Below are 12,730 nucleotides of genomic sequence, written 5' to 3'. Positions count from 1 at the left end.
TCGCGTGAACCTTCACGCATCGTCCTGCGGATGCCGCTGGCGCCACGCCGCCAGCTTGTCGCGGTAGGCCGCCATCTCTTCCGCGTACAGGTCGTACACGCACGGATCGCAGCCGCTGTCGCAGCAATCGCCGGGCAACGGCGCTTCCGGTGCGATCGGCATGGGGTCTTGGTCATCGCGCATGCCTGGATTATCCGCCGGACTCAGGTCCGCCTCCAGCCCGGCACCGGCTGCGTGCCAACTTCACCGGGTGTGCTCCCATCCATGACATGAGGAGACACGATGCATTGGCTGACCAGTTACGAACTGCTGGGGAACCGCCTGCTGGCCTGGGCCACCGCCGCGGGCATCACCTTGCTGGCGCTGCTGGCCCTGGCCGCGATCAAGGCGGTGCTGGTCAACCGGCTCGGCGCCGTGGCCAGGCAGGGCTCCACCGCCGACAGAGTCTTCGACTCGCTGGCCTACATGCTGGGCGGCACGCGCCTGTGGCTGCTGTTCTTCCAGGCGCTCAACTTCGGCCTGCAGACCGCGCTGGACCTGCCTGATCGCGCCTACAGCATCGCCGGCAACATCGCCGCGGTGGCCCTGTTCGTGCAGGTCGGCATCTGGGGCACGCGCCAGGTGCGGTTCTGGGTGGACAGCTCGCGCACGCGCGCGGCGCAGGACACCAATCTAGGCGCCACCACCAGCCTGGGCGCGATCAACTTCATCGCCATGACGGTGCTGTGGTCGCTGGTGCTGCTGGTCATTCTGCAGAACCTGGGCGTGGACATCACCGCGCTGGTGGCCGGCCTGGGCGTGGGCGGCATCGCCGTGGCGCTGGCGGTGCAGAACATCCTGGGCGATCTGTTCGCCTCGCTGTCCATCGTGATCGACAAGCCGTTCGTGGTGGGCGACTTCGTGGTGATCGACGAGTTCGCCGGCACCATCGAGCACGTCGGCCTGAAGACCACGCGCATCCGCAGCCTGTCCGGCGAGCAGCTGGTGTTCTCCAACAGCGACATGCTGTCCACGCGCGTGCGCAACTACAAGCGCATGGATACGCGGCGGATCGTGTTCGAGTTCGGTGTGCCGCACCACACCCCGATCGAGCAGCTGGAGGCCATCCCCAGGCTGGTCCGCGAGATCGTCGAAGGCATCGACACGGCGCGCTTCGACCGCTCGCACTTCAAGGGCTTCAGCCCCTCTGCCTTCGACTTCGAGACCGTCTACATCATGCAGACGCCGGACTTCAACGCGTACATGGACGTGCAGCAGGTCATCAACCTGGGCCTGGTCAAGCGATTCGCCGAACGTGGGATCCGCTTTGCCTATCCCACGCGCACGCTGGACGTGCCCGCGCCGGTGCAGGTGGCCATGGCCGGGCCTGCGGCGCAGTGAGCCACAAGCGCGCGCTGAGTCCTGCCGGCCCGGACGGGACACCTTGATGTACGCATGTTGTCCTGCATCAGGTCATCGCCAGGCCTGACGCAGGACAACATGCGGTCGCGCGCCGGGAACATGACAGGTTGCCCGGATTCGCCTGCCGCCTGCCATGCCACGATGCCGCGCCCGTGATCGCCCATGCTGCTGTGGTGTATCGCCTGGGCATTGGCTCTTCCCATCACGCGGAACCATCGAGGTAGACCCGCCAAGGAGACGTACATGAAGCGCATGGTGTTGTGGATGACGACGGTCTTGGCCGTCCTGGTGCTGATGGTCCCGCGCGCAGGCGCGCAGACCGGCAGCGATTACGCCCACGGTGGCGCGGTGGCCGGCAGTACCGCCACGGTCTGGTTCGCGCCCTCGCAAGGCACGACCACCTGGGTCGACATCCACTACCGGCTCAACGGGGGCGACCAGCAGAACCTGCGCATGCAGTGGAACGCCGGCAGCGGCCGCTACGAGACCACCATCGCGCCGGTCGGCAGCGGCCAGCAGATCGGCTACAGCTTCACCTACAACAAGGGCGTCGCCGCCTACGACAGCGCCACCCACACCTACACCGTCGGCAGCGGGGGCGGTGGCTTGCCGCCAGGCAACGGCGGCGGCGAGGGCGGCGCCTGGGACGGCCGCACCACCTTCAACATCGTCAACCAGACCGGCGGCCGCTGGGCCGACGCGCAGGTGTACTGGGCCATCATCGGCCGCGACTGGAACACCGGGCAGTTCGTGCACGTGGACGCCAACGGCAACCTGGTGCCCATGTCGGTGGCCGACAACGGCGCGCTGGTGAAGAACGGCCAGGGCTACACCAACTACTTCCACACGCTGAGCCAGAAGCGCTCTGTCACCATTCCGCCGATCGACTCGGCGCGGGTGCTGATGTCGGTGGGCTCGCCGATGTACATCAAGGTGCTGCTCGACGGCAACGGCAACATCGGCTATGCCGGGGCCAATATCGAGAACCCCACCGATCCGAACATCGATGTGTACTTCGACTTCGGCGAGATGGCGATCCTGCCGCCGGGACACGACAACCCGGGCATCTTCGTCAACACCACCCGCGTGGACCATTTCGGTTTTCCGCTGCGGCTGCGCGTGCAGGGCCTGGGTGGCTTCGACCAGAGCGTGGGCGAGCCGCTGACCGAGTCGCGGGCACAGCTGTTCACCGCCTTCCAGCAGCAGGTGCCGAGCCAGTTCACCCACCTGGCGCAGAACCCCTATGCGCCCTATCGCATCGTGGCGCCATCGCACGCCACCTTCATCGCCGGCCAGCCCAATGGCGACTACCTGCAGGGCTACATCGATGCGGTGTGGGCCAGGTTCCGCAACGAAGACCTGGTGTTCACGCTGGACAACCTGGGGACCTTCCGCGGCCGCGTGCAGGGCGATCGCTTCGTCTTCACCGGCGGCAACCAGAACGGGACCTATTACATCAACGGCAAGCCCACCACCTCCGAGGTGTTCCTCGGCGCGGGCCTGCTCAACGATGCGCGCGAGGCCAGCAACGTGGATATCCAGCTGCAGCTGCAGGCCCAGCTGTGCGCCGCATTGAACCGCCACGTCGCCGAGACCCCGGCCCTGTGGTACGACCAGCCTTCGCACTACCCGGCGGGGCAGGCGGCCAACTGGTACGCCAAGTTCTGGCACGACCACAGCATCGGCGCGCTGGCCTACGGGTTCGCCTACGACGACGTCGGCGATTTCAGTCCTTCGATTCACACCGACGCGCCGACCACGGTGACCTTCACCATCGGCTGGTAAGCGTCACCAACGCCGGTCCTGGCCTGGCGCGGCGGTTCCAAGGCGGTGGTGGGCCGGGCGGCACGATGACGCTTCGTGCCGCCCGCATGCGGCCAGGTCGGGGACTTGGCACAATGTGCGCTTCTTCCAGGTCCGCGCGTTCCCGTCGCGGGCCGTTCCCGCCAGGCCCCCATGTCCCCGCTGCAATCCGAACTGGCGCAATGGCGCCACCGACCCGTGCGCGAGCTGCTCGCCGGCGCGGTGGCCACCTTCGCGCTCATCCCGGAGGTGATCGCCTTCTCCTTCGTGGCCGGCGTGGACCCGCAGGTGGGCCTGTACGCCTCGTTCGTGATCTCGCTGGTGATCGCCTTCACCGGCGGGCGCCCGGCGATGATCTCGGCCGCGGCCGGGTCGGTGGCGCTGGTGGTGGCGCCATTGATGGCCAGCCATGGTTTGCCCTATCTGCTGGCCGCCGGCGTGCTGGCCGGGGCGATTCAGATCGTGTTCGGCCTGCTGCGGCTGGGCGTGCTGATGCGTTTTGTCAGCGCCTCGGTGCGCACGGGCTTCGTCAACGCGTTGGCCATCCTGATCTTCAGCGCGCAGCTGCCGCAGCTGGCCGGCGCGGGCGTGGCGACCTATGCGATGTTGGCGCTGGGCCTGGCGATCATCTATGGACTGCCGCGCCTGCCATGGCCGGGCGTGTCGGCCATTCCCTCGCCATTGATCTGCATCGTGCTGCTCACCGTCATCGCCGGCGCGATGGACTTGCCGCTGAAGACCGTCGGCGAGCTCGGCCAGCTGCCGGATCGGCTGCCGTACTGGCATGGCCTGGGTGTGCCGCTGGACTGGGAGACGCTGCGCATCATCGCCGGACCTGCGCTGGCGATCGCGCTGGTGGGCCTGCTGGAATCGCTGATGACCGCGCGGGTGGTCGATGAACTGACCGACAGCCCCAGCAGCAAGAGCCGCGAATGCGCTGGCCTGGGCCTGGCCAACATGGCGGCCGGCCTGTTCGGTGGCATCGCCGGCTGCGGCATGATCGGCCAGACCGTGGGCAACGTGCGCTACGGTGGCCGCGGCCGCCTGTCCACGCTGTTCGCCGGGGTTTTCCTGCTGATCCTGATGGTGCTGCTCAAGCCCTGGGTGTCCAAGGTGCCGGTGGTCGCGCTGGTGGCGATCATGGTGATGGTCTCGGTGTCCACCTTCGACTGGGGCTCGCTGCGCAAGCTGGCAGCGCACCCCAAGCTGTCCAGCCTGGTGATGCTGTCCACGGTCGCCGCGACCCTGGTCTCGCACGATCTGTCCATCGGCGTGGGCCTGGGCGTGTTGCTGAGCGCGCTGTTCTTCGCCTGGAAGGCGGCCTCGGCGGTCCGGGTGGTGCACGCGGTGGAGACCGGGCCGGATGGCGCGCCGCTGCACCGCTACACCGTGGCCGGGCCGGTGTTCTTCGCCTCGGCCGATGCCTTCCTCGATGCCTTCGACCCGCGCCAGGCCCAGGGCGCGGCCGTGGTGCTGGACGTGGGCGGCGCGCGCTTCTGGGACATCACCGCGCTGGCGGCCCTGGACAAGCTGCGGGCGCGTTTCGAGCACCATGGTTGCAGCTTGCAGCTCATTGGCCTGCAGCAACGCGCGCTGCTGGACGATGGCGCCGATGAAGTCGCCGGGTGATCCACCGGCGCCAGCGGCGCTGACCAGTTCGTCGTAAGCCGGCGTTCTCGATGACCGCTGCAGGGCACGGCCACCGCGGAGTGCATCCCAGCATTCGTGTGGACCGCCGGCCACGCCCGCGCGCGACGTGGCGCGCCGCACAACCGGCTGGCGCGATGCGCTGCGTATGATCGTGCCGGCCACGCCGGTGCAACGCCGCGGCGCGTGCGCCAACGGATCCCGTTGCCGCCGCAGCGATGCCCTGCGCATCGGGGACCTTCGCTGCCTGCCGCCGGAATCCGCCGCGCGGCATGGGTGCAGGTCACATGCGCATGGCGCGCGCCGTGCATGATGCTGCCATTCCAAGAGAACGGACGATGCCATGAAGCCCCAAGCCCTGCGCGCGCCCCTGTACGGACTCTGCGCCAGCCTGTTGCTGGCCGCCTGCGCGGGCGCGCCCCGCGCGGTGCCGAGGCCCGCACCGGCGGGCAGCCCGCCAGCGCCGCGCCTTGCCGCCACGCCGGCACCGGTCACGCCGGACCTGCTGTACCCGGCGCTGTTCCGCGCGGTGCAGGAAGGGGAGGTCTTCAGCGACCAGAAGCATTTCGTCGACATGACCGTGCGCGGCGAGCCTGCGCAGGTGGAAGCACGCTACCTGGCCGAGCGCGGAAGGCCCGGCTTCGATCTCAAAGCCTTCCTCGCCCAGCACTTCGACGAGGACCCACCGCTGCAGGTGCCGGTACTGCGCCAGGACACCGGCCTGCGCGCGCACATCGACGCGCTGTGGCCGGTGCTGACCCGCAGCTTCAAGACCGTGCCGCCACACAGCAGCGCGCTGGCGCTGCCGCAGCCGACGGTGGTGCCGGGCGGGCGCTTCCGCGAGGTGTACTACTGGGATTCGTACTTCACCATGCTGGGCCTGGCCGAAAGCGGGCGCGGCGCGCTGGCGCGGCAGATGCTGGACAACTTCGCCTACCAGATCGACACCTACGGCCATGTGCCCAATGGCACCCGCAGCTACTACCTGAGCCGCTCGCAGCCGCCGTTCTTCGCCTTCATGGTCAGCGATGCGGCCACCCGCGAGGGCAAGGACGTGCATGGCCGCTATCTGCCGCAGCTGCAGGCCGAGTACGCCTACTGGATGCGCGGCAGCGAAGGCCTGGCGCCGGGCAGCGCCTCGGCGCGGGTGGTGAGGCTGGCCGATGGCAGCGTGCTCAATCGCTATTGGGACGATCGCGACACCCCGCGCCAGGAAGCCTGGGTGCACGACATCCGCACTGCGGCCGAAGTGCGGCAGACGCGCCCGGCCGGCGAGGTCTATCGCGACCTGCGCGCGGCGGCCGAGTCGGGGTGGGATTTCTCCAGCCGCTGGTTCGACGACCCGCAGCGGCTGTCCAGCATCCACACCACGCAGATCGTGCCGGTGGATCTGAACAGCCTGATGTATCACCTGGAGCGCACGCTCGCCGCGGCTTGCGCAGAGCAGCCCAAGGCCTGCACCACCGATTACGCCGCGCGCGCCAGGCAGCGGCAGGCCGCGATCGAGCGGCATCTGTGGAATCCCAAGGGCTATTACGCCGACTACGATCTGCGTACCCAGGCGCCGCGTGAGCAGGTGACGGCGGCCATGCTGTTCCCACTGTTCGCAGGCCTTGCTTCGCCTGCGCATGCGCAGGCCACCGCGCAGGTCGCGCAGGCCCAGCTGCTGGCGCAGGGCGGGCTGGTCACCACGCCCGTGCGTAGCGGGCAGCAGTGGGACGCGCCCAATGGCTGGGCGCCGTTGCAGTGGGTGGCGGTCGATGGCCTGCGCCGCTACCAGCAGCACGCCCTGGCCGAGAAGATCGGCCGCCGCTTCCTGACGCGCGTGCAGGGCGTGTTCGATGCCGAGCACAAGCTCACCGAGAAATACGACGTGCTGGCCACCGGCCAGGGCGCAGGCGGCGGCGAGTACCCCAACCAGGACGGCTTCGGCTGGACCAACGGGGTGACGCTGCGCCTGCTGGACCTGTATCCGCCGCGCTGAAGCGCAGCGAACGAGGGCACCGGCCTGGCGACTGATCTTCAGGGCGAGCGCTGCGGGAGGTCGATCAGGGGCCGCCCATCGCCATTTTCGGTCCCTGCTCCTGCTGCTGGTGTTGCTTCTGCGTCTGTTCCAGCGCCTGCTGGCGCAGCTGATCCTGCTTGAGGGTTTCGGCCTGCTGGAGGTTCTGCTGGGCCGGTTCCTGGGCGGCCTGGCGCCCATCGACATGCGCGTGAAACATCGGCGCGACGCCGATGCCGTGCGGGGCGTAGACCGCAAAGACGTTGTGCGCGCCATCCTTGCCGAGCCCTCCGGATACCTGATCCACGCGCTTGACCAGCGGGTCGTCCAGCTGCTGCCGGTAGAGCGAGGCGGCGACGTTCCGGCTTTCCTCCTCGTTCCAGTTGCCCGTGCCACTCACCCACGTATGGATCCGCTGATAGGTCGCGTGGTCCGGGTGCGTCGGGTCGTCGGCCAGCACCCGGCCTGGGGCGGCCTTTTCCGGCGCTGACGACTGCGCTTGCGCGTCGGCCCTGGCCGGCGCGGTCACCGAGACCGCGGCCAGCGTGGGGAGGTGTTCCATGGTGGTCTGCCTCAGCTCCGCCTTGGCCTGGCGCAGTTCCTCGGAGCTGGTGGTGGCGACCTGCCGAACCACCCCGTCCGGCCCTGCCTGCAGGTGCGCGATGGGGCTGTCGTAGCCGTAGTGGCCGTGCTCGTCCCGTTGCAGCTGCTGCATCGTCGGCCCGGTGAGGCCGGCGGCATCCCGCGTGCGCTGTGTGGCCAGTTGCACCGCCTGCAGGTTGCCCTCCTGGGCGTTCAGATCGATGCCGGCGGCGCGGTAGCGGTGCAGCAGCTCGCTGTGCTCCTGCTGGGCGGCCGTGGGCGCGGGCCGGGCCCGCAGGGCCGCCAACGTCTGTTGGTCGCGCTCCAGCACCGGCTGACGCAGCTGGTGCGTCAGTTCCAACTCGATGGCCAGGTTGCCGGTGGCCTGGCCGTCCGGCCCGGACCATTGGTGATCCGGGCCGCGCCGGTAGGCCTGGCCATCGTGACCCTGCACCTGGTCGGGCTGGGCCCTGGCCTGTTCCACCGCCGCCGGCACGCCCACGCCGTAGTCCTGGCCGCGTTGGGCGGCGTGATGCTCCAGATAGGCCTGGGCCACCGCTTCGCGGCCATTGGCGATGTTGGACGCAATGCGCCCCAGGGCCTCCTGGTCGAGCCGGCGGGCCTGTTCCGGGCTGGCGGTCTGGGCCTCGTAGGTACCGCGATCATTGGCGCCGGACACGCCGGTCTTGACCTGGCGCTCCCAGGTCTCGGTTTCCGGGTTGCGACGCCAGGGCTGGTTGTCCAGCCCGGTCTGATCGCTGGGCTTGGCCGGCAGGTTGAACGGATCCTGCGGCGCCGGCACCTTGCCGAGGGCGAACTCGACGGCCCTGGCATTGGCCATGGCGCCCAGTTCCTGCGACTTGGCGTAGCTGGCGCCCACCGCTGCCTGGGTGGGCTGATCGCCGGCGCGGTCGAACGTGGCCTGGCGTTCCCAATCCCGTCCGTTGAACCGCCACGCCACGCCGTCCTTGTCGGTCTGGTGGAAGATCTCGCGGTTTTCCTTGAGGTCCACCGCCTTGTCGAAGGCCTTGCTCATCAGCAGTGCATCGCCGGCCACGATCGCCGCCGGCACGAAGCCCGAAGCGCCGGCCGCGCCGACGGCATAGGTGGCCGTGGCCCCACCGATCCAGCCACCGGCGTTGCGGGCCAGGGCATGGCTCAGTTCGGACTGCGCCGCCGTGCTATTGCCCTGTTCCATCAGCTCCGCGGCGCGGCGGGCGGTCTGCGCGCCGTCGTACACACTCGCGCCCACGCCCAGGGCCACGCCGGCCCCGCCCGCGAAGCGCTGGGCGAGACTTGCCAGCTTCTGCTCGGCGGGCAGCGGGCCGATGCCCGCAGCTTCCGCCTTGGCGATCCGCTCGACATTGGCGATGAACGACGCGCCTGGCTGTTCGGGAATCGGGCCAAGGCGCGAGGGGACCGAGGGACCAAGGGCGATGCGGTCGCCGAATTGCTGGGGATGGTGAGGCAAGGCGTCCTGCATCGTCACCTGCCCGGCGTTGGCGGGCGCTTGTGGTGCCAGGCGCGTGTTGGCGCCCTCGGGCGTTGCGCGATCGACCTTGCGGTCCAGCAGGTAGATCGCCATGCCCTCGTGCGAGTTGTGCACCCGGTTCAGCCGCGGATCGTGCGGCTCGTACACCTTCTCGAACATCGGTGCGTCAGGCCGCTGGGCGTTGAGGTAATCGCTCATCAGGTTGAAGCTGCGACGCGACAGGCCATCGCGCAGGTAGCCGCCACCGATGTTCGAGTGCGCCCCGGCAACCATCACATTGAGGAAGCGTCCGTCCTCGGACACGCCCAGCGGCAGGATGCGCTCGGATACGAACTTTATCCGCCGCTCGTCCAGCGCGGTGATCTGGAAGCCGGAGACCACCGAAGGCGCCAGCCGGCGGTCGTACAGCTGCTGCACGCCCGTGGACACCGGATCGAACAGGCCCACGGCCTGCGGCGTCATGCCGGGTGCGGCGATATGGCGGGTGTAGAAAATGCGTCCCTCCGCATCGTACGTACGGCTAGTCGGATCGATGATGCCCCGTTGATCTAGCAGGTTGCTGAAGATGGCGCACTGGGTGGCGCCACGGCTGAAACCGACGGAGCACACGCGGATATTGACGTGGGGGTCGGCGCGTGACCACTCCTCTGCCTTATCGGCGAGCCTCCAATACATCTCCTCCATGCGTGCTTCATGCGTAAGGCCCAGCGCACCGTCCAGGCCCCGGGCGAGGACCTGATCTTGCGTGCCGACGCCGGCGACGTAATGCGAGGCGATCTGGGGGTCGCTGGCTTGTAATGCTCTGACCTGCTTTCGCAAAGCGTCCACATTGGTCGCATGCAGCGGGTCCTTGTCGGCATCGTTTCCGGTTCCGTCGAAGAAGGCATAGAAGAGCTTCTCGTGCGGGTTGGACGCACCAACCAGATGCGGCACAGAGAACTTGGACAGCTGATCACTGGCGTCCCGAAAGGTCTGAAGCCGCGCTTCGTCAGCAACGAACGAGGTGACATCATCGTCCATCGCAACCACATGATGTGGGACTTTGTCGTCCATATCGGCGCTCCTTGCCAATCAGTAGGTATGAGTCCAGACCTCAATCAGGTCGCGTCGACCCATGCTGCGTGGATTGCCTGGGATCTGAGGCGTCCTGGTCGCAACGAGGGCCCGGGTATAGATCGTGATGGTGCGATCGTTGATTTCCATCAGCACATCGATCGGGACCGGCTCGATCGCATTCGCCGCCAGCCAGCCTTCGGGGATCTCCTCTTTCGGCACGTTGTGACGCACCAGCCGGTCCTTAAACAGGGCGCCGATGTCAACCTGGGCATGATGCTCAGTACCATCCTGTGAGATCCAATCGACCTGAGCGGGGGGAGGGAAGCCGGTTCCCACCCCATAACTTGCCCGCCAACTATCCTTCCAGTCAGGTCGAAGTGGCGCTCCCGCGGGCTCGTACTCGTGCAGCGAGTGTTGGTGACGATCGTAGATAACGCTACACCGTACGACGTTGAAGCACACCGCATCGAAGCTGTGCGTTCCGAACTTCAGTGGCCACGGGTCTTTCGATCCAAAGTTCAAGCCAAACATGCCGGTCTCCTTCCGTGAGCGAACAGGTCAGATGCTAGGGCCGTCGAGCGTCGCTTGCCACCGCAGCCGCGCCTCGTTGGCGAAGGACGAAGCCAATCAGCGTCCTTCGCGGTGAGCTTGGAGTCATGGCCAAGTCCAGGGCGCGCTGGTTGACGCGTGCCCGATGATCCTCGTCAAGCCAGGTCGACCGCGGCGACGGCCGGACAAGCCACTGACAGGAAGAGCCACGATACCGCGGCTGATTCCATGTCTCTCCAGAAGTCAGCGAACCGGCAGAGGCTCGAGGTGATGTCCGTCGGCCACCGGCCAGGGCGCGGACGGCGGCGAGCCCGAGTCAAAACGGCTTAGGGCTGACCAGGCGGGTGACGCTGCCTGCCGGACCTGTACCCCAAGGTCCGACCGCCCGCATCCTTGCCCTGATCCCGGCCGCCCGTTGCGGGCAGGCTGCACGCATACTGTGCGCCGTTGCATCGCGCCACTTTCGCGCGCGGTGCGTGGATGGGCGGGGTGGCCGTGTTCAAGGGTGTGCTGCTGGGCTTTGCGTGTTACGCCGCCTATGCGATCAGCGATGCGTTCGTGAAGCTGCTGGAGGGCACCCTGCCCTCGTATGAGGTGGTGTTCTTCGGTGCGCTGTTGATGCTGGTAGCGCTGCCGTTCCTGAAGAAGCCAGAGGACCGCTGGCGCGAGGTGGTCATGGCGAAAAAGCCCGCGATCTGGCTGCTGCGCGCCTTCTGCGGCGCCACCGGCAACCTCACCTCGGTGATCTCCTTCACCCACTTGCCCATGGCCGAGGCCTTTGCGCTGATCTTCCTGATGCCGATCTTCGTGACGGTCCTGTCGGTGCTGTTGTTGCGCGAGGAAGTGCACTGGCGGCGCTGGACAGCGGTGGTGGTGGGCTTCATCGGCGTGCTGGTGGTGCTGCGCCCAGGCTTCCGGCAACTCAGCGAGGGCCACGTGGCGGCGATCGTCTGTGGGCTGACCGGCGCGGTGTCGGTGATCAGCCTGCGCATGGCCGGCCCGGAGGAGAAGCGCATCACCCTGTATGGCGCCGGCGTGCTGGGGCCGCTGCTGATGGGCGGCATCCTGATGCTGCCGCACTTCGTGTGGCCGACCCTGGCGCAGTGGGGCCTGATCGCCGGCTACGGCCTGCTGGCCGGCGCGGCGGCGATCTTCATGATGTATGCCACGCGGGCCGCACCAGTCAGTGCGGTGGCGCCCACCCAGTACAGCCAGATGCTGTGGGCCATCGCCTTTGGCTACTGGCTGTTCCACGACCGGCTGGACTGGCCGATGGCGGTGGGCATCGCGCTGATCCTGGGCTCGGGCATGGTGACCTTCATCCGCTGGGGCAAGGTCACCAGCTGGCGGCGCAAGACGCCGATCGTCTGATCGGCGCAGGCCTGGCGGCGATGCGGTGGCCGGCGCTTATCTGGCCACCACGCTGCTGCCGTTGGGCACCACGTAGCAGGCGGCGGCCTTGGTGCAGGCTTCGGCGTTGATCTCGGCGATCTGGCGGGCCAGGTACTGCTCGGGTGAAAGATTCATCGCGTTGCGATAGGCGTTGTCGGCATCGGCCATGGCCTTCTGCTCCTTGGCCCGCTGCAGCTCGGCATTGGTCGCTTCCACCAGCGTCTTGACGCGCTGCTGCTGGGCCGCAGTGAGGTTCATCTGCTGCAGCACGTCCGGGTTGGGCTTGGCCCGGCCCAGGGTGATGTTCATGATCTCCACGTCCAGCCCCTGATCCTTGACCACCTTGCGGATGGCCTCGGTCACCGCGTCGTCGATCCGCTGGGCGGTGGCCACGTCGCTCATCATGCTGGTCATGTCGAAGCGCTTGACCTGGTCGCGCACGATGGCCGCATACTGGCTGCGGATGTTGTTCTTGAACCAGTCGGCGCCAAACTTGCGCAGCAGGTTGGGCGCGTTGGTGACGCGGTACTGGATGGTGGTCTCGAAGTCCAGCAGGATGTTGTCCGAGGACGAGAAATCGTCGAAGGACACCGCAAGCACCTGCGGGCTGACGTCGACCATGATGGCGTCGGTGGTGAGCCAGGTATAGGCCAGCCCGGGCTTGACCGTTTCATCGCGAATGCCGCCCTCGCCGAACAGGCGCGGACGATCGATCAGCACCGCCTCCTGGCCAGGATCGACCTTGACCACGGTACAGCCGCCCATGCCGGTCAGGCAGGCCAGTGCCAATGCAATACGCTTCATGT

General features: G+C 67.7%; 9 protein-coding genes. 6 read left to right on the top strand and 3 right to left on the bottom strand.

What is annotated here, in order from left to right; genetic code table 11:
* Positions 1-12 precede the first annotated feature (12 nt).
* Positions 13-183: an oxidoreductase-like domain-containing protein gene (locus tag EPA99_RS13370; RefSeq protein WP_129471738.1), complete on the bottom strand. Its 171-nt coding sequence runs from the start codon at positions 181-183 to the stop codon at positions 13-15.
* Between the two features lie 99 nt (positions 184-282).
* Between EPA99_RS13370 and EPA99_RS13365 the strand changes: the two genes are divergently transcribed.
* From EPA99_RS13365 to treA, 4 genes are all read left to right on the top strand, one after another.
* Positions 283-1,380: a mechanosensitive ion channel family protein gene (locus EPA99_RS13365; RefSeq protein ID WP_129471737.1), complete on the top strand. Its 1,098-nt coding sequence runs from the start codon at positions 283-285 to the stop codon at positions 1,378-1,380.
* A 264-nt stretch (positions 1,381-1,644) separates the two neighbouring features.
* Entirely contained in the window at positions 1,645-3,186 is a 1,542-nt protein-coding gene (locus tag EPA99_RS13360; RefSeq protein ID WP_129471736.1) for a glycoside hydrolase family 64 protein, read from the top strand.
* A gap of 171 nt (positions 3,187-3,357) precedes the next feature.
* The gene (locus tag EPA99_RS13355) at positions 3,358-4,833 is read left to right on the top strand and encodes a SulP family inorganic anion transporter (protein WP_129471735.1); all 1,476 of its coding nucleotides are present in this window, start codon (positions 3,358-3,360) and stop codon (positions 4,831-4,833) included.
* Between the two features lie 361 nt (positions 4,834-5,194).
* The gene (gene treA, locus EPA99_RS13350; RefSeq protein WP_129471734.1) at positions 5,195-6,835 is read left to right on the top strand and encodes an alpha,alpha-trehalase TreA; all 1,641 of its coding nucleotides are present in this window, start codon (positions 5,195-5,197) and stop codon (positions 6,833-6,835) included.
* Positions 6,836-6,899: 64 nt separating this feature from the next.
* Here treA and EPA99_RS13345 read toward each other — a convergent pair whose 3' ends face one another.
* Entirely contained in the window at positions 6,900-9,755 is a 2,856-nt protein-coding gene (locus EPA99_RS13345) for a T6SS phospholipase effector Tle1-like catalytic domain-containing protein (protein WP_241688390.1), read from the bottom strand.
* Positions 9,756-9,764: 9 nt separating this feature from the next.
* On the opposite strand from EPA99_RS13345, the gene EPA99_RS18980 reads away from it, so the two are divergent.
* Both EPA99_RS18980 and EPA99_RS13335 read left to right on the top strand, forming a co-directional pair.
* The gene (locus tag EPA99_RS18980; RefSeq protein ID WP_241688389.1) at positions 9,765-10,277 is read left to right on the top strand and encodes a hypothetical protein; all 513 of its coding nucleotides are present in this window, start codon (positions 9,765-9,767) and stop codon (positions 10,275-10,277) included.
* A gap of 750 nt (positions 10,278-11,027) precedes the next feature.
* Positions 11,028-11,903 carry a DMT family transporter gene (locus tag EPA99_RS13335; protein ID WP_164978661.1) on the top strand — a complete coding sequence of 292 codons (876 nt, stop codon included), beginning with the start codon at positions 11,028-11,030 and terminating at the stop codon, positions 11,901-11,903.
* Between the two features lie 36 nt (positions 11,904-11,939).
* On the opposite strand, the gene EPA99_RS13330 is transcribed toward EPA99_RS13335, so the two are convergent.
* Positions 11,940-12,728: an SPFH domain-containing protein gene (locus EPA99_RS13330; protein WP_129471731.1), complete on the bottom strand. Its 789-nt coding sequence runs from the start codon at positions 12,726-12,728 to the stop codon at positions 11,940-11,942.
* Between the last annotated feature and the right edge of the window lie 2 nt (positions 12,729-12,730).

The organism is Pseudoxanthomonas composti, from assembly GCF_004122095.1.
Classification (GTDB): Bacteria; Pseudomonadota; Gammaproteobacteria; order Xanthomonadales; family Xanthomonadaceae; genus Pseudoxanthomonas_A; species Pseudoxanthomonas_A composti.
The sequence above is the reverse complement of the archived record's forward strand: the minus strand, read 5'-3'. Positions and strand labels throughout refer to the sequence as shown.

What these genes read in the sequence shown, in the direction of transcription:
- EPA99_RS13370 (WP_129471738.1), bottom strand. Translation starts at nt 183, where the DNA reads ATGCGCGATGACCAAGACCCCATGCCGATCGCACCGGAAGCGCCGTTG.
- EPA99_RS13365 (WP_129471737.1), top strand. Translation starts at nt 283, where the DNA reads ATGCATTGGCTGACCAGTTACGAACTGCTGGGGAACCGCCTGCTGGCC.
- EPA99_RS13360 (WP_129471736.1), top strand. Translation starts at nt 1,645, where the DNA reads ATGAAGCGCATGGTGTTGTGGATGACGACGGTCTTGGCCGTCCTGGTG.
- EPA99_RS13355 (WP_129471735.1), top strand. Translation starts at nt 3,358, where the DNA reads ATGTCCCCGCTGCAATCCGAACTGGCGCAATGGCGCCACCGACCCGTG.
- treA (WP_129471734.1), top strand. Translation starts at nt 5,195, where the DNA reads ATGAAGCCCCAAGCCCTGCGCGCGCCCCTGTACGGACTCTGCGCCAGC.
- EPA99_RS18980 (WP_241688389.1), top strand. Translation starts at nt 9,765, where the DNA reads ATGCAGCGGGTCCTTGTCGGCATCGTTTCCGGTTCCGTCGAAGAAGGC.
- EPA99_RS13330 (WP_129471731.1), bottom strand. Translation starts at nt 12,728, where the DNA reads ATGAAGCGTATTGCATTGGCACTGGCCTGCCTGACCGGCATGGGCGGC.